The sequence below is a fragment of the Pseudogulbenkiania sp. FW507-F1 genome, from assembly GCF_058781125.1.
In genome coordinates, this window is sequence record NZ_JBYSWM010000001.1 from 40856 (window position 1) to 56528 (window position 15673).

The window sequence follows — 15673 nt, forward strand, 5'->3', positions numbered from 1 at the left end:
GATCCCGCCGGGGCCCGGTCATGGCAAGGCGCAGCTGGAACTAGCCGGGCGCTAACGTCGCCCGGCGTCGAACAGCCAGCCGCTTAAGACCTTGCCATGCCCACCCATCGGCACGGCAGAAGGGGGGGGCCCGCTACTGATGTATTGGCCGGGTTGATTCGGCTTGCTGAAAAGACAAACAGGGCAGCTACCCATCAAGGTTGGCCGAAGAGCTACAAACAATGATTTCGACCACGCCGCAGGGGACATCCCGTCTCCCCTTTGCCTGTTTTCTTCAAATCCAAGACATGACCGATGTCCCCATCCGCCCCTCCTGCCGCGCCGGCGGGATGGGGGATGGCGAGGTTTTAAGCCCTGCGCTGTCTGAGCCGTTCGCCGTTAGCGAACGGCGAGTTTGCACGGCGCCTCGCCATCCTCCAGCCCGACGGAAACCAGCGGCGGGGGGCTCGCCTTGGGAGCGTCGAGGGGCTTGGCGAGACAAGCCCCTCGACCCGCCTGCCGGGCGGGACCGGCAAACCCCACACCTCCACCAACCCAAACAGGCAAGCCACAACCCAGGCAAAGAGGCCGGGTGGAAACGACCCCCGCCACCGCCAGTTTCACCCAGCCCCCAAACATGACCGACGCGCCCCATCCGCCCTTCCGCCGCGTCGGCTGGATGGCGGATGGCGAGGTTTTAAGCCGTACGCTGTCTGAGCCGTTCGTCGTTAGCGAACGGCGAGTTTGCACGGCGCCTCGCCAGCCTCCAGTCAGACAGACACCAGCGGCGGTGAGCTCGCCTTGGGAGCGTCAAGGGCTTGGCGACGCAAGCCCCTCGACCCGCCCGGCAGGCGGGACCGGCCAACCCCACGCCTCCAACTACCCGCACGGGCAGTGCGACGTCCACGCGAAGAGATCGGCAAACACAACAGGTTGGCCGAAGCCGCTTTTCCAGGCTTGGCTCCAGTGCCATACACCACGGCCCATCTCGCCCCCTCCCCCTCTGCGACCAAAGTCGAATGGCTGAATGCCCCTCCGATTCGCACAATGAAACCACTGCTAGGCTGTACACCCAACAGACCAGCGTCTCACCAAACCGGAGGAACGTCATGTTGCAACAGACCCTGAACTCGATCCAGAACACCATCCCGCTGCGCAGCCAATACGACAACTTCATCAACGGCAAGTGGGTCGCCCCGGTGCGTGGCCAGTACTTCACCAACCTGAGCCCGATCACCGGCCAGCCGCTGTGCGAAGTCGCCCGCTCCACCGCCGAAGACGTCGAACTCGCACTCGACGCCGCCCACGCCGCCTTCGACCGCTGGGCCCGCACCTCCCCGACCGAACGCTCCAACACCCTGCTGCGCATCGCCGACCGCATGGAGCAGTACCAGTCCTTCATCGCCGCCGTGGAAACCGCCGACAACGGCAAGCCGCTGCGTGAAACCAACGCCGCCGACATCCCGCTCGCCGTCGACCACTTCCGCTACTTCGCCGGCTGCGTCCGTGCCCAGGAAGGCTCGATCGGCGAGATCGACGACAACACCGTCGCCTACCACTTCCACGAGCCGCTCGGCGTCGTGGGCCAGATCATCCCGTGGAACTTCCCGCTCTTGATGGCGGCCTGGAAACTCGCCCCGGCGCTGGCCGCCGGCAACTGCGTGGTACTGAAGCCGGCCGAGCAGACCCCGATGGCGATCATGGTGCTGATGGACCTGATCGGCGACCTCTTGCCGCCGGGCGTGCTCAACGTCGTCAACGGTTTCGGCCTGGAAGCCGGCAAGCCGCTCGCCACCAACACCCGCATCAACAAGGTGGCCTTCACCGGTGAAACCAGCACCGGCCGCCTGATCATGCAGTACGCCTCCGAGAACATCATTCCGGTGACGCTGGAACTGGGCGGCAAGTCCCCCAACATCTTCTTCGAAGACGTGATGAGCGCCGACGACGCCTTCTTCGACAAGGCGCTGGAAGGCTTCGCCATGTTCGCCCTGAACCAGGGTGAAGTGTGCACCTGCCCGAGCCGCGCCCTGATCCAGGAATCGATCTACGACGCCTTCATCGAGCGCGCCGTGGCCCGCGTCAAGGCCATCAAGCAGGGCAACCCGTACGACATGAGCACCATGATCGGTGCCCAGGCTTCGTCCGAGCAGCTCGACAAGATCCTGTCCTACATCGACATCGGCCGCCAGGAAGGCGCCCAGGTGCTGGCCGGCGGCCAGCGTGCCCAGCTGGGCGGCGATCTGGCCGGCGGCTACTACGTCGAGCCGACCATCCTCGCCGGCCACAACAAGATGCGAGTGTTCCAGGAAGAAATCTTCGGCCCGGTGGTCGCGGTCACCACCTTCAAGAACAAGGAAGAAGCGCTGCAGATCGCCAACGACACCTCCTTCGGCCTGGGCGCCGGGGTGTGGACGCGCGACGGCTCGCTGGCCTACCGCATGGGTCGCGAGATCAAGGCCGGCCGCGTCTGGACCAACTGCTACCACCTGTACCCGGCGCACGCCGCGTTCGGCGGCTACAAGAAGTCCGGCATCGGTCGTGAAACCCACAAGATGATGCTCGACCACTACCAGCAAACCAAGAACCTGTTGGTGAGCTACAGCCCGAACGCACTGGGCTTCTTCTGAGAATAGGGCATCTTCCTGCATGGCAGTCCGATCTCGACGTGGCGGTGCTCGCGGCCACCCTCTCCGCGCAGCTTCCCGCTTCGACCTCGGCCTGCCCATGACGGGGATTCCTCTTCTTGGGCATCAAACCTGCGGGGCGGCAGCCATGCCGCCCAGCGCGAGGAATACCATGGTCAATCGCGTTGACATCACCCCCGCCGCGGCCGCCATGGTCAGCAAACTGACCGAGCGGCACGGCCCCCTGCTGTTCCACCAGTCCGGTGGCTGCTGCGACGGCAGCGCCCCGATGTGCTACCCGCAGGGCGATTTTCATCTCGGCGCCCAGGACGTCCACCTCGGCGAGATCGCCGGCGTGCCGTTCTACATGAGCGCTTTTCAGTACGAGTACTGGCAGCACACTCACCTGACCATCGACCTGGTTCCCGGTCGCGGCTCGAGTTTTTCGGTGGAGGCACCCGAAGGGGTACGTTTCATCACCCGCTCGCGCCTGTTCAGCGAGGCCGAATTGGCCGAGCTGGCGAATAGTTCTTCACCACCAGAGCAAGGAAGCACGACATGAAACCCGCCACCCTCCGCATGCTGACGCTGGCCCTCGCCGGTAGTCTCACCCTCCTCGGTACCGCTTACGGTCACGGCAACGTCACCCCGCAACCGGTGGATACCGGCAATCTGAAGAAGCTCGGCAGCGAATGGCTGGACAGCAACCCCTACCGCGGTGATGCCGACGCCATCCGCATCGGGCATTCCGCCTTCGCCCAGAACTGCGCACGCTGCCACGGCATCGACGCCATCTCCGGCGGCATCGCGCCGGACCTGCGCCAGCTGCCCGCCGGCGAAGAAGGCGACGCGGTGTTCCAGGGCCGCATCCGCCACGGCTCGATCCGCAACGGCGTGACCTACATGCCGCCGTTCGAGGGCATCCTGTCGCAGGAAGCCGCTTGGGCCATCCGCTCCTGGCTCGATACCGTGCATCAGGAATGACATCATGAACCGCCGCCATTTTCTGACCGCTCTGCTCGTGGCCCCGCTGCTGCTGACGCAGCAGGCCCGCGCCGCCAATCTGGACGATATCCGCGCGGGCGGAGTGCTCAGGGTGGCGGTGTACCGCGACTTCCCGCCGTTCTCCTTCGTCAAGGACGGCGAACTCACCGGCATCGACGTCGACCTCGCGCGCGCCATCGGCAAGAAGCTCGGCCTGGCGGTCAACTTCATGCCGATCACCCCGGCCGACGACGTCGACGGCGACCTGCGCAACGCTGTCTGGAAGGGCCACTACCTCGGCGGCGGCACCGCCGACCTGATGCTGCACGTGCCGTTCGACCGCGAACTGGCGCGCCGCAACGACAACGCCTACCTGTTCAGCGCCTACTACAGCGAAAACCTCGCCTGGGCCGGCGGCAACGTCCCCGGTTCCACCCTGCAGATCGGCCAGGACAGCATCGCGGTGGAAAACGACAGCCTGGCCGACCTCTACCTGTCTTCGTTGCAGGGCGGCCGGCTACGCAGCCAGCTGCAGCACTACCCGAGCGCCCAGGGCGCGGTGGCGGCGCTGCGCGAGGACAAGGCCGGCGCGGTGTACGGCACCCAGAGCGAACTGGAATGGGGATTGCCGCGCGGCGAGTGGCGCCTCGGCCAGCCGCAGGCGCCCGGCCTGATCAAGGCGCGCTGGGAGGTCGGCATGGCCACCAAGGAAAGCCTGCGCGACCTAGCCTGGGCGACGAGCGACATCGTCACCGAGCTGCGCCAGTCGGGCGAGCTGGCCCGGCTGTTCGCCCGCTACCAGGTCAGCTACCGCGCGCCCGACGAGCACTGAGCCCCGGACCCCGCCATGCCGCCCCTTGCCCGCCACCTCCCCGCCCTGCTCGTCCTGCTGGGCACCAGCCTGCCGCTGCACGCCGCACCGCAGGCCGACCCGCTGCATTCGGTGATGTGGGACGTGATGCACAAGACCGTGCTGGGCGACCAGCCGGCGGTGTTCGACGAGCGCGTCAAGGTGACGCTGCCGCAGCAGGTCGAAGACGGCCAGCGCGTGCCGGTCAGCGTCGACGCCAGCGCGCTCGGCCGGGTCGAGGAGATCGTGCTGTTCGCCGACTACAACCCCTTGCCGCTGGCGCTGCGCTTCCAGCCGCTGCGGCTGCAGCCGGTCTTCGCCGTCGCCATGCGCGTCAACCAGGCCACGCCGATCCGCGCCGCGGCGCGCGATGCCCAGGGGGTCTGGCACGTCGGCGGGCAGCTGGTCGACGCCCCGGGCGGCGGCTGCGCCCTGCCCACCCCGACCCGCGCCAGCACCGACTGGGCCAACCTGCTGGGCAAGATGTACGGCCGGGTCTGGCGCGAGGGCGCCACCCACCGCATCCGCCTGCGCGTGATGCACCCGATGGACACCGGGCTGGTCGGCAATACGCCGACGTTCCACCTGACGCAGCTGCGGCTCAGCGACAGCGCGGGCCAGCCTCTGGCGCATCTCAGCCTCGACGCGCCGCTCGCCGAGAACCCGCTGTTCACCTTCCAGCTCGCCCGGCTCGACGGCGACAGTCTGCGGATCGACGCCCAGGACAGCGACGGCAACGCCTTCGGCGGCCGCCTGCCGGTGCTGCCATGATGACGCGCCGCCTGCGCCTGCTCGCCGCGCTGCTGGCCGGACTCGGCGCCGTGACCGGCGCCCGCGCCGCCGAGTATCCGATCACGCCGCAGGCGGTCGCCCCCGACAGCTGGGCGGTGATCGCCGACACCGGCTACTTCACGCCGCAGAACGGCGGCTTCCTGGTCAACACCGCCTTCATCGCCACCGCCGAGGGCGTGGTGGTGATCGGCAGCGGGCCGTCTCGCGCCTTCGGCCAACAGTACCGCCGCGTCATCGAGCGCACCGCCGGCAAGTCGGTGCGCGAACTGGTCATCACCCACAAGCACCCCGACCACTTCCTCGGCAACCAGGCCTTCAGCGACGTGCCGATCCGCGCCGACGAAAAAACCACGGCCATGCTCAGGAACGAAGCCGAAGGGTTGGCCGAAAACCTCTACCGCCTGGTCGGCGACCGCATGCAGGGCACCGAACCGTTGCTGCCCAACGCCCCGCTCACGCCCGGCGTGCGCGAAATCGGCGGGCACACGCTCGAATTCATCGCGGTGCCGGGCCACACCCAGTCCGACATCGCGGTGTTCGACCACACCAGCGGCGTGCTGTACGCCATCGACCAGGTGTTCAACGGCCGCACCCCGACCCTGCCCAACGCCAGCCTGCCCGACTGGCTGGCCACGCTCGACCGCCTGGAAGCGCTGCCGTTCAAGACCCTGGTGCCCGGCCACGGCGCGGTGACACACGACGCCGCGCCGATCCGCGCCACGCGCCGCTACCTGCAGTGGCTCGACGCTACCCTCAAGGACGCCGCGCGGCATGGCCTGACGCCGACCGAGGCAATGGCGCTACCGATCCCGGCCGAGTTCGCCGGCTGGGCCGAGGCGCGCGCCGAATGGCGCCGCAGCGTCGGCTTCCTCTACGCCCGCTACGAACTGGCCGAACTCCCCGCGCTGGCCGTCCCCGACCAGCCTACCGATTGACTCCTCCTGCCCGTGCATTGTCATTCAGGGCATTCGACCCGCCACCTGGCGGGTCTTTTTTTGCCGGCCCGCGCCGTAGGATGGGTGGAGGCGCTCGCACCGCACCCCATCGAGCCACGCCCCCGATGCGACAAGGAATGCTACGGAACCCCCGTCCGACTAAAGTCGCATTCTCATGCGGCTCCCGTCCTCCTTATAGTGAAGTGGCCATCCGGCAATTCAGTTCTCAATTTGGAGGATTCACCATGCGTACCTGGACCACCCCGAAAGTGATCGAAGTCTCCCTCGGCTGCGAGATCAACTGCTACATGTGCGCCGAGCGCTGAGACAAGGACCCGACCCCATGTTGCGCGTCATCATTCTCGGTGCCGCGGCCGGCGGTGGCCTGCCGCAATGGAACTGCGCCTGCGACGTCTGCCAGGCGGCCCGTCTCGGCCACCGCGCCACGCCGCAGACGCAATCATCGATCGCGGTATCCGCCGATGGCGCGCACTGGGTCCTGATCAACGCCTCGCCCGACATCCGCCAGCAGTTCGCCGCGGCCCCGGCGCTGCAGCCGCAGAGCTTCCCGCGCTCGAGCCCCTTGAGCGCGGTGCTGCTCACCAACGCCGACGTCGACCACATCGCCGGCCTGCTGTCGCTGCGCGAGAGCCAGGCCTTCCCGGTGTACGCCAGCGGCCGCGTGCAGCGCGTGCTGGAAGCCAACGCCGTGTTCAACGTGCTCGACCGCCAGCAGGTGGCGCACCGCACCCTGACGCTGGATCAGCCGCAGCCGGTGCTCGACGCCAACGGCGCCGACACCGGGGTGCGCGTCGAACCCTTCACCATCCCCGGCAAGGTCGCGCTGTGGCTGGAAGACCCGCACGCTGCCAACTTCGGCAGCGTGCCGGAAGACACCATCGGCCTCGCCCTGAGCGCGGTGGGCTCGCGCAGCCGGCTGTTCTACCTGCCCGGCTGCGCCGCGCTGCCCGACGACATCAAGGCGCGCCTGCGCCCCGAGGACAGCCTGCTGTTCGACGGCACCACCTTCACCGAGGACGAGATGATCACCTGCGGTGTCGGCTACAAGACCGCCTCGCGCATGGGTCACCTGCCGATGAGCGGCGAGGGCGGCGCGATCGCGCTGTGGCAGGACGTGCCGCTGGCACGCAAGCTGTTCATCCACATCAACAATACCAACCCCGTCCTGCTTGCCGACAGCCCGGAGCGCGCCGCCATCGTCGCCGCCGGCTGGCAACTGGCCCGTGACGGCATGGAGTTCTGCGTTGAATAAGCCCCTTACTGCCGTGCTGTCGCCGGCCGAACTGGAAGATGCGCTGCGCACCATCGGTCACGAGCGCTATCACAACCGCCATCCCTTCCACCACCTGCTGCACGGCGGCAAGCTGAATTTCGGCCAGGTGCAGGCCTGGGCGCTCAACCGCTACTGCTACCAGGCGGCGATTCCGCGCAAGGACGCCGCGCTGATCAGCCGCATCCACGACCGCGAACTGCGCCGCGAGTGGGTGCAGCGCATCCTCGACCACGACGGCTACGGCGACGAGGAAGGCGGCATCGAACGCTGGCTGGTGCTCACCGACGGCCTCGGCCTGTCGCGCGACTACGTCATCTCGCGCCAGGGCGCGCTGCCCGCCACGGTGTTCGCGGTGGAAGCCTACGTCGACTTCGTGGCGCGCCACCCGCCGGTGGTCGCCGTCGCCTCCTGCCTCACCGAACTGTTCGCCCCGGCCATCCACAAGGAGCGCATCGTCGGCCTCCTGGAAAACTACGACTTCATCGACGACAAGGTGCTGGCCTACTTCCGCCGCCGCCTCTCCCAGGCGCCGCGCGACGCCGACTTCGCGCTCGACTACGTCAAGCGCCACGCCACCACGTTGGCCGAACAACAGGGCGTGCTCGACGCGCTGACCTTCAAGTGCAACGTGCTGTGGGCGCAGCTCGACGCGCTCTACGCCGCCTACGTCGCGCCGGGCATGATCCCGCCGGGCGCCTTCGACCCGAGCCGGCCGCCATGCTGACCCTTGAGAGCACCGTGCGGCTCGCCCCCGGCACCCGGCTGCAGCACGACAAGGTGCGCGAACGCTGGGTGCTGCTCGGGCCGGAACGCATGCTGATCGTCGACGACATGGCGCGGCTGATCCTGGAACGCAACCGCGGCCAGAGCATCGGCGCGCTGTGCGCGAGCCTGGCCGCTGAATACGCCGCGCCGCTCGACACCGTGCAGCAAGACGTGCTGGCCCTGTTCACCACCATGAGCGAGAAAGGGTTCCTGCGCCATGACTGATACCGCCCTGACCCCGCCGCTGGCCGTCCTGCTGGAACTCACCCACCGCTGCCCGCTGCGCTGTGCCTACTGCTCCAACCCGCTGGCGCTGACCCCGGCCAGCGCCGAGCTCAGCACCGCCGAGTGGTGCGCCATCCTCGACGAAGCCGCCGAGATGGGCATGCTGCAGGTGCATTTCTCCGGCGGCGAGCCGATGGCGCGCGCCGACCTGCCCGAGCTAGTGGCGCACGCCAGCCGGCTCGGCCTCTACAGCAACCTGATCACCTCCGGCGTGCTGCTGAACGAAGCCAAGCTCGCGGTGCTGGCCGAGGCCGGCTTGAACCACGTCCAGCTCAGCTTCCAGGGGCTGGACGAAGCCGTGGCCGAGCCGCTCTCCGGCTTCAAGGGCGGCGTCGCCAAGAAGCAGGCCGCACTGGACCTGGTGCAGGCCGCCGGCCTGGCGCTGACGCTGAACTTCGTCATCACCCGGCAGAACGCCCACGAACTCGACGCCATGCTCAGCTACGCCGAAGCGCGCGGCATCGCCCGCGTCGAGGTCGCCAACACCCAGTACTACGGCTGGGGGCTGCAGAACCGCGCCGCGCTGATCCCGAGCGAAGCCCAGCTCGACACCATGACGGCGCTGGTGACCGAATGGCGCGAGCGGGTCAAGGGCCGCATGGTGATCGACTACGTCATCCCCGACTACTACGCGCGCCGCCCCAAGGCCTGCATGGGCGGCTGGGCGCAACGCTTCCTCAACGTCATGCCGGACGGCACGCTGCTGCCCTGCCACGCCGCGCAGACCCTCACCCACCTCGACTTCCCGCGCTTCCCGGCCAGCACGTTGGCCGAAGCCTGGTTCGACTCGCCCGCCTTCGCCGCCTACCGCGGCACCGCCTGGATGCCGGAGCCGTGCAGCGGCTGCGACAACAAGGAAAAGGACTGGGGCGGCTGCCGCTGCCAGGCGCTGGCGCTGGCCGGCGACGCCAACACCCTCGACCCGGTGTGCGAACGCTCGCCCAAGCACGAGCAGGTGGTCACGCTGGCGCGCCGCGAAGCCCAGTTGGGTGACGTGCCGCTGCAACTGCGGCGCTTCTCGTACGCCATGACCGAGGCCTAAACCGGCACGCCCTCCTCGGCGCAAACAGCGACAGCCCGGCTTTCTCGGAAGCGGGGCTGTCGCCATTCCGCGTCACCCTCACCGACCGCTTCGGCCAGCCTATTGAGCATTCCTCGCGCCCCAGACGAAGCCACGCCGCCACATGCCGCCAAACCGCGATGCGCGGTTGGCACACCTCCGCCCCCGGCCTACGCTGAAGCTATCCGGCTCGACCTGAGCCCATACCAGACCGCCAGCGAAGGGACATACGCGTGACCAAACAGCCTTACCCCCTGGCCCAGGTGTATGGGCTGCTCGAACCCGGCCCGGTGGTCCTGGTCAGCACCGGCGACGCCCGCCACGCCGACATCATGGCGATGTCGTGGCACACCATGCTGGAGTTCGAGCCGCCCCTAGTCGGGTGCGTGATCAGCCGCCGCAATGCCAGCCACGCCCTGCTGACGGCGAGCGGACAATGCGCCATCAACATTCCCACCGTCGATCTTGCGGAGCAGGTGGTCGCCTGCGGCAATAGCTCCGGGCGGACGATCGACAAGTTCGCCACCCTGCCCCTGACGCCGGCCCCCGCCTCGCGCATCGCCCCGCCGCTGATCGCGGAGTGCTACGCCAACCTCGAGTGCCAGGTCGTGGATACCACCCTGGTGGAGAAATACGACTTCTTCGTCCTCGAGGTGCTGGCTGCCTGGATCGACCCGACGCGCCCCACGCCGCAGACGCTGCACCACCGTGGCTACGGGAGCTTCATGGTGGCCGGCGAAGTCATCCAGCTGCCGTCTAAAATGAGGTGACAGGCACCGCTGCTCCCCGGCGCTGGCCTATGCTCGCTACAGCAGCTCGCCAGCACCGCCCAGCCCAGACGAATCGCGTTTGCGACGTTATCATCGAGGCCAGACGGCTGCGCCCCTCCCCATCGGCACGGTTTCCCGGACAATCCCCGCATGACTCACCTCGAAACTCTGAACCAGGCCCTGTTCCTCACCCTCAATGGGGCTCCCGATAGCCCGTGGTGGCGTATCGCCGCCGCCACCGCCCTCGCCGACGACCTGATCCTGCTGATCCCGCTGCTCCTGCTTGGCCTGTGGTTCTGGGGTAACGATGCGCGCCGCAACGTCGCCCTCAAAGCCTGTCTGGTCGCCTTGCTGGCCCTCGGCTTCAATCAGCTGATCGGGCTGATCTGGCCGCATCCCCGTCCCTTCGCCCTGGGGCTGGGGCACACCTTCATACCCCACGCCGCAGACTCGTCGTTTCCCAGCGATCACATGACGGTATTCGCCAGCATCGGCATCGCCTTGTTCCTGGGCCGGGAAAAACCGCTGGGTGGACTGGTCCTGCTGGCCAGCCTGGCCGTGGCCTGGGCACGCATTTACCTTGGCGTGCATTTTCCACTCGACATGCTCGGCGCCGTCGCGGTGAGCGGCATCAGCCAGGCCGTGGTGACCCCGTTCTGGGCCTGGGCCGGCGATCAGATCACCCGGCTCGCCCTGCGGCTCTACCGCACGCTCTTCGCCTGGCCCATTGCCACGGGCTGGATCCGGCGCTGACACCGGCGGCAGCACATCAGACAGAACGCACAAGGAGAGGGAGTGAAAGGACAGTCATTCGATAAGCGGCTGGGTTACGCACTGCGCGGACTGGTGCTGGCCGTCGGGCGGGAAAAAAGCCTGCGCACCCAGTTGCTGGCCGCCGTCGTCGTCCTGATCGTGCTGCTGCTGGTGCGCCCGGCGGCGCTGTGGTGGGCCATTCTGGCCTTGGCGGTAGGCTTGGTGCTGGTGGCGGAGCTGGCCAATACCGCGCTGGAGACGTTGACCGACCACCTGCACCCCGAGCGGCACCCGGAAATCGGCGTGGCCAAGGATATCGCCGCCGGCGCCGTGCTGCTGGCCAGCCTCATGGCGCTGCTGGTCGGGATCGCCTTCTTGCTGAGCTGCCTGGGCGCCTGATGGCGTCCCTCCGCATCTCCCGCTAAGGCAGGTCACGCCCCGGCCCAGCCAACAACGATGCCGTCGGCTGGGTCGGGCAGGCCTCGCTTAGCGGGCCGCCTCGCCGACGAAGATTTCGACACGGCGGTTCTTGGCACGGCCCGCTGCGGTGCTGTTGCTCGCGATCGGTTCGCTCGAACCACGGCCGTCGATGCTGATGCGGTTCATCGCCACGCCGTGCGCCACCAGGTAGCTCCGCGTCGCGCTGGCGCGGTTCACCGACAGCGGACCATTGATGGCATCCGAACCGGTGCTGTCGGTATGGCCGATGATCTTCACCGTGGTCACCGGGTTCTGATTCAGGGTGGTGGCGAAACGGTCTAGGATCGGGCGCATATTGGACTTGATGTCGTAACGGCCGGAATCAAACGACACGTCGCTCGGTATATCGAGCTTGAGCTGGTTGTCAGCGGTCTGGCTCACGCTCACGCCGGTCCCCTTGGTCGCCTGCTCCATCGCCGCCTTCTGCTCCTGCATGTGCTTCGACCACAGATAGCCCCCGCCCGCCCCCAGCGCCGCGCCGACGGCGGCACCGGTCGCCGCGCTGCGGCCGGTATGCCCCCCCGCCGTCAAACCGCCAATCACCGCCCCGGCGGCCGCGCCGATGGCGGCACCGGTGCCGGTATCGCGTTGGGTGTCGTTCATGTTGGCGCAGCCGGAAAGAGCGCTGACACCGAATGCGACAGCCGTAAGGGTAACGATGATCTTCTTCATATGAGGCCCTCCATTGAGTCTTGCAGAATGTTCAGTCGAGAAAGTACCGCCGAGTAACATCGGTTTGATGCGAGCAGGAGCGGGTGGTTCGCCCGTCTGTGTCTGTAATCATAGTACGGCTGCAAGACATTGCTCTGTCATGGCAGACTCCGCGCCCATGCGACCGAGCCGCCACACGCCGCCCATGACAGGCGGTGGGCACCGGGCGTCCCACCCTCAGCGCACACAACTCCCTCTGCCAGGCCCTCGGTTGCGACAGAAAACAATGCGTCGCCAGCCGCCCTCACGCCGACCAGACCCGGGGGCAAAACGCATTGCCAATATCGCCGCATCGCCGGTACGCTTGCCATGAAGCGTGCCCTCCTGCCCCTCCGTCCCTTGGGCGAGTAGGCTACAGTCAGGATACGACCCGACCCGACGGCAACGAAGACAGCAGGCCTCCGAGGCCGGATTCGGGCGGATGCGGGAACAACGAGGATGTCATGCGACAGGAGTTGCACTGCGCGATGAATACGAGAATGGAACATCGAAGGCACTGGCCGCTGTTCGCGCGCCGCAGCCTGCTGGTCGCGGCGCTTGGCGGCGTGCTGGCGGCGCTGGCCAACCCGTTCTGGGGCAACCCGGTGGCTCAGGTGCTGGTGGGCTGGAATGCCGCTTCGCTGATCTGGCTGCTCGCCGTGGGCTGGCTGATCGGTCACGCCGGGCCGCAGGACGTGCGCCACCACGCGGCCGAGCTCGACCCCAGCTGGATGATCTCGCTGGGGATGGCCATCGCCGCCCTCACCGCCAGCGTCGGGGCGATCTTCTTCCTGCTCGCCGGCGTAAAGGGGCTACCCGGGGGCGGGCGTCTGCCGCACGCCCTGGCGGCCATGATCACCATCGCCACCGCCTGGGTCAGCCTGCACACGCTCTATGCGCTGCATTACGCCCATCTCTACTACGCCCACAGCGGCGACCGCACACCCGGCAGCGGCATCGACTTCCCCGGCACGCGGCAGCCCACCTTCGGCGACTTCTTCTATTTCTCGTTCACCATCGGCGCCACCTCGCAGACCTCCGACATTGCGATTACGGCTTCGCGCGTGCGCAAGAGCGTCCTCATTCACGCCTGCCTCAGCTTTGCCTTCAACACCACCTTGCTGGCCCTGACCATCAACCTAGCGGCAGCATTGTTCTAAGCACCCCGCCCATCGCGCCATGCAACCGCGCCCCGTGCACCATCCCGGAGGATGGCAACCACGACCTTGAGCCACCTTTCGCCCCCATCACGCCACGCCAGAACGGCAAAGAAAAAGGACCTATCGCTTTCGCGATAGGTCCTTTCCGATATGCCTTGGTGGGCCCTGCGGGGCTCGAACCCGCGACCAAAGGATTATGAGTCCTCTGCTCTAACCGACTGAGCTAAAGGCCCTGTGGGGGCGCATTATAGCAGAATATCGGTTACTGGTTGCCCGGCTCGTTGTCGAGGAAACTGCGCAGGCGCTCCGAGCGGGTCGGGTGGCGCAGCTTGCGCAGCGCCTTGGCTTCGATCTGACGAATACGCTCGCGCGTCACGTCGAACTGCTTGCCCACCTCTTCCAGCGTGTGGTCGGTGTTCATGTCGATACCGAAGCGCATGCGCAGCACCTTGGCCTCGCGCGGGGTCAGCGTTTCCAGCACTTCCTTGGTGGCGTCCTTGAGACTGGAGTACATCGCCGCGTCGGACGGTGCCAGGTTGTTCTGATCCTCGATGAAGTCGCCCAGGTGCGAATCGTCGTCGTCGCCGATCGGGGTTTCCATGGAGATCGGCTCCTTGGAAATCTTCATGATCTTGCGGATCTTGTCTTCCGGCATTTCCATGCGCTCGGCCAGTTCCGCCGGATCCGGCTCGTGCCCGGTCTCCTGCAGGATCTGGCGGCTGATGCGATTCATCTTGTTGATGGTCTCGATCATGTGCACCGGAATGCGGATGGTGCGCGCCTGGTCCGCGATGGAGCGGGTAATCGCCTGACGGATCCACCAGGTGGCGTAGGTCGAGAACTTGTAGCCACGGCGGTATTCGAACTTGTCCACCGCCTTCATCAGGCCGATGTTGCCTTCCTGGATCAGATCGAGGAACTGCAGACCGCGGTTGGTGTACTTCTTGGCGATGGAAATCACCAGACGCAGGTTGGCCTCGATCATTTCCTTCTTGGCGCGGCGCGCCTTGGACTCGCCCGCCGACATCTGGCGGTTGATTTCCTTCAGGTCCTTGATCGACAGCATGGCGCGGTCCTGCAGTTCGGCCAGCTTGGTCTGCTTCTCGATGATGGCGTACTTGAAACGGGTCAGCGCCTCCGACCACGGCTTGCCCGAGCTGATCTCGTCTTCCACCCAGTCGGTGTTGATCTCGTTGCCGGGGAAGTACTTGATGAAGTGGGCGCGATCCATGCGCACGCGGGTCACGCAGATGTCCTGGATATCACGCTCGTAGGAGCGGATCTCGTTGACACGGCTGCGCAGCGACTCGCACAGGCTTTCGATCTGGCGCGTGGCGAAGCGCACCTTCATGAACGACTCGGTGATCGCACCTTGCAGCTGGCGATACTCTTCGCTCTGGTTGCCCTGCTTGCGCAGCACTACCACCAGTTCCTCGAACAGCGCGCGCACCAGCGCGAAGTGCTCCAGCGACTGCAGCTTGAGTTCTTCCAGGTTGGCGTTGGAGATGGCTTCGGCGTCTTCTTCCTCGGCTTCCTCCTCTTCCTCTTCCTCGTCCAACACCTCGTCGGGGTCGACCGGCTCGGCGAACGGCACTTCTTCCTCGACCTCGGCGTTCGGATCGATGAAACCGTCCACTACTTCGTCGACACGGATGTCGCCGGCTTCGACACGCTCGAGCAGGGCCAGCACTTCGGAGATGGTTCCCGGGCAGGCCGAGATCGCCTCGATCATGTGCTTGAGGCCGTCTTCGATGCGCTTGGCGATTTCGATCTCGCCTTCGCGCGTCAAGAGTTCGACCGAGCCCATTTCACGCATGTACATGCGCACCGGGTCGGTGGTGCGACCGAACTCGGAGTCGACCGAGGACAGCGCCGCTTCCGCTTCTTCCACCGCATCTTCGTCGGCAACCGCCGGCGTGGCGTCGGACATCAGCAGCGTATCGGCATCCGGCGCCTCGTCGTAGACCTGAATGCCCAGACCGGTGATCATCGTGACGATGTTCTCGATCTGTTCGGTATCCGACACGTCTTCCGGAAGATGGTCGTTGATCTCGGCGTAGGTAAGGTAGCCGCGCTCCTTGCCCAGCGCGATCAGCAAACGCAGGCGTTTGCGCTGATCCTCAAGACTCATCGATTCCTGCTCGTTGTCTTGCATATCTTTCTGATTTTCGGGAGAGGCCGCCATTTCGCTTCCTGCTTGAAAAAAGCCGAAAAAAAACAGTTAAGTTTACCATAACCCCGTGACGAGC

General features: G+C 66.5%; 17 protein-coding genes and 1 tRNA gene. 15 read left to right on the forward strand and 3 right to left on the reverse strand.

All coding sequences use genetic code 11. The annotated features are described in order from the left end of the window. Positions 1-1088: 1088 nt before the first annotated feature. The 14 genes from adh to AC3WG5_RS00265 all read left to right on the forward strand — a co-directional run bounded on the left by adh (position 1089) and on the right by AC3WG5_RS00265 (position 11493). Positions 1089-2609, forward strand: a complete 1521-nt coding sequence (gene adh / locus AC3WG5_RS00200) for an aldehyde dehydrogenase (RefSeq protein ID WP_008952538.1) — start codon at positions 1089-1091, stop codon at positions 2607-2609. 169 nt (positions 2610-2778) lie between these two features. After that, the gene (locus AC3WG5_RS00205) at positions 2779-3168 is read left to right on the forward strand and encodes a DUF779 domain-containing protein (RefSeq protein ID WP_008952537.1); all 390 of its coding nucleotides are present in this window, start codon (positions 2779-2781) and stop codon (positions 3166-3168) included. Continuing rightward, on the forward strand, positions 3165-3590 hold the full coding sequence (pedF, locus tag AC3WG5_RS00210) for a cytochrome c-550 PedF (RefSeq protein WP_008952536.1): 426 nt from the start codon (positions 3165-3167) through the stop codon (positions 3588-3590). Before AC3WG5_RS00205 ends, pedF begins: the two co-directional genes overlap by 4 nt. A gap of 4 nt (positions 3591-3594) precedes the next feature. Further along, positions 3595-4422 (forward strand): substrate-binding periplasmic protein, encoded by an 828-nt coding sequence (locus AC3WG5_RS00215; RefSeq protein WP_014088309.1) that lies wholly within the window; start codon positions 3595-3597, stop codon positions 4420-4422. Positions 4423-4437: 15 nt separating this feature from the next. Then, the gene (locus AC3WG5_RS00220) at positions 4438-5211 is read left to right on the forward strand and encodes a quinoprotein dehydrogenase-associated SoxYZ-like carrier (RefSeq protein ID WP_482584131.1); all 774 of its coding nucleotides are present in this window, start codon (positions 4438-4440) and stop codon (positions 5209-5211) included. After that, on the forward strand, positions 5208-6167 hold the full coding sequence (locus tag AC3WG5_RS00225; RefSeq protein ID WP_492567378.1) for a quinoprotein relay system zinc metallohydrolase 1: 960 nt from the start codon (positions 5208-5210) through the stop codon (positions 6165-6167). The genes AC3WG5_RS00220 and AC3WG5_RS00225 overlap by 4 nt, the downstream gene beginning before the upstream one ends. Positions 6168-6412: 245 nt before the next feature. Then, positions 6413-6493, forward strand: a complete 81-nt coding sequence (gene pqqA / locus AC3WG5_RS00230) for a pyrroloquinoline quinone precursor peptide PqqA (protein WP_036986317.1) — start codon at positions 6413-6415, stop codon at positions 6491-6493. A 17-nt stretch (positions 6494-6510) separates the two neighbouring features. Continuing rightward, positions 6511-7440: a pyrroloquinoline quinone biosynthesis protein PqqB gene (gene pqqB, locus AC3WG5_RS00235; protein ID WP_492567379.1), complete on the forward strand. Its 930-nt coding sequence runs from the start codon at positions 6511-6513 to the stop codon at positions 7438-7440. Next, the gene (gene pqqC / locus AC3WG5_RS00240; protein WP_008952531.1) at positions 7433-8185 is read left to right on the forward strand and encodes a pyrroloquinoline-quinone synthase PqqC; all 753 of its coding nucleotides are present in this window, start codon (positions 7433-7435) and stop codon (positions 8183-8185) included. Before pqqB ends, pqqC begins: the two co-directional genes overlap by 8 nt. After that, positions 8179-8451 carry a pyrroloquinoline quinone biosynthesis peptide chaperone PqqD gene (gene pqqD, locus AC3WG5_RS00245; RefSeq protein ID WP_014088314.1) on the forward strand — a complete coding sequence of 91 codons (273 nt, stop codon included), beginning with the start codon at positions 8179-8181 and terminating at the stop codon, positions 8449-8451. The genes pqqC and pqqD overlap by 7 nt, the downstream gene beginning before the upstream one ends. Then, a complete protein-coding gene (gene pqqE / locus AC3WG5_RS00250; RefSeq protein ID WP_008952529.1) occupies positions 8444-9553 on the forward strand; it encodes a pyrroloquinoline quinone biosynthesis protein PqqE in 1110 nt (369 codons plus the stop codon). Before pqqD ends, pqqE begins: the two co-directional genes overlap by 8 nt. Positions 9554-9804: 251 nt before the next feature. Next, the gene (locus AC3WG5_RS00255; protein ID WP_492567380.1) at positions 9805-10341 is read left to right on the forward strand and encodes a flavin reductase family protein; all 537 of its coding nucleotides are present in this window, start codon (positions 9805-9807) and stop codon (positions 10339-10341) included. 150 nt (positions 10342-10491) lie between these two features. Next, positions 10492-11094, forward strand: coding sequence for a phosphatase PAP2 family protein (locus AC3WG5_RS00260; RefSeq protein ID WP_492567381.1), 603 nt, complete (start codon positions 10492-10494; stop codon positions 11092-11094). Positions 11095-11136: 42 nt separating this feature from the next. Further along, a complete protein-coding gene (locus AC3WG5_RS00265) occupies positions 11137-11493 on the forward strand; it encodes a diacylglycerol kinase (RefSeq protein WP_014088318.1) in 357 nt (118 codons plus the stop codon). Positions 11494-11580: 87 nt separating this feature from the next. Here the strand turns inward: AC3WG5_RS00265 and AC3WG5_RS00270 are convergent, their stop codons facing one another. Beyond that, positions 11581-12246 (reverse strand): YiaD family glycine zipper/OmpA-like lipoprotein, encoded by a 666-nt coding sequence (locus AC3WG5_RS00270; RefSeq protein ID WP_492567382.1) that lies wholly within the window; start codon positions 12244-12246, stop codon positions 11581-11583. 518 nt (positions 12247-12764) lie between these two features. Between AC3WG5_RS00270 and AC3WG5_RS00275 the strand changes: the two genes are divergently transcribed. After that, positions 12765-13424, forward strand: a complete 660-nt coding sequence (locus AC3WG5_RS00275) for a DUF1345 domain-containing protein (protein ID WP_492567383.1) — start codon at positions 12765-12767, stop codon at positions 13422-13424. Positions 13425-13580: 156 nt separating this feature from the next. Here the strand turns inward: AC3WG5_RS00275 and AC3WG5_RS00280 are convergent. Together AC3WG5_RS00280 and rpoD are read right to left on the reverse strand one after the other, a co-directional pair. Further along, a tRNA-Ile gene (locus AC3WG5_RS00280) sits at positions 13581-13657 on the reverse strand. Between the two features lie 29 nt (positions 13658-13686). Next, positions 13687-15609, reverse strand: a complete 1923-nt coding sequence (gene rpoD / locus AC3WG5_RS00285; protein ID WP_008952519.1) for an RNA polymerase sigma factor RpoD — start codon at positions 15607-15609, stop codon at positions 13687-13689. Between the last annotated feature and the right edge of the window lie 64 nt (positions 15610-15673).

Bases quoted from the DNA above. Each gene is read 5' to 3' on its own strand.
- adh (WP_008952538.1), top strand. From the start codon at position 1,089: ATGTTGCAACAGACCCTGAACTCGATCCAGAACACCATCCCGCTGCGC.
- AC3WG5_RS00205 (WP_008952537.1), top strand. From the start codon at position 2,779: ATGGTCAATCGCGTTGACATCACCCCCGCCGCGGCCGCCATGGTCAGC.
- pedF (WP_008952536.1), top strand. From the start codon at position 3,165: ATGAAACCCGCCACCCTCCGCATGCTGACGCTGGCCCTCGCCGGTAGT.
- AC3WG5_RS00215 (WP_014088309.1), top strand. From the start codon at position 3,595: ATGAACCGCCGCCATTTTCTGACCGCTCTGCTCGTGGCCCCGCTGCTG.
- AC3WG5_RS00220 (WP_482584131.1), top strand. From the start codon at position 4,438: ATGCCGCCCCTTGCCCGCCACCTCCCCGCCCTGCTCGTCCTGCTGGGC.
- AC3WG5_RS00225 (WP_492567378.1), top strand. From the start codon at position 5,208: ATGATGACGCGCCGCCTGCGCCTGCTCGCCGCGCTGCTGGCCGGACTC.
- pqqA (WP_036986317.1), top strand. From the start codon at position 6,413: ATGCGTACCTGGACCACCCCGAAAGTGATCGAAGTCTCCCTCGGCTGC.
- pqqB (WP_492567379.1), top strand. From the start codon at position 6,511: ATGTTGCGCGTCATCATTCTCGGTGCCGCGGCCGGCGGTGGCCTGCCG.
- pqqD (WP_014088314.1), top strand. From the start codon at position 8,179: ATGCTGACCCTTGAGAGCACCGTGCGGCTCGCCCCCGGCACCCGGCTG.
- pqqE (WP_008952529.1), top strand. From the start codon at position 8,444: ATGACTGATACCGCCCTGACCCCGCCGCTGGCCGTCCTGCTGGAACTC.
- AC3WG5_RS00260 (WP_492567381.1), top strand. From the start codon at position 10,492: ATGACTCACCTCGAAACTCTGAACCAGGCCCTGTTCCTCACCCTCAAT.
- AC3WG5_RS00270 (WP_492567382.1), bottom strand. From the start codon at position 12,246: ATGAAGAAGATCATCGTTACCCTTACGGCTGTCGCATTCGGTGTCAGC.
- AC3WG5_RS00275 (WP_492567383.1), top strand. From the start codon at position 12,765: ATGGAACATCGAAGGCACTGGCCGCTGTTCGCGCGCCGCAGCCTGCTG.
- rpoD (WP_008952519.1), bottom strand. From the start codon at position 15,609: ATGGCGGCCTCTCCCGAAAATCAGAAAGATATGCAAGACAACGAGCAG.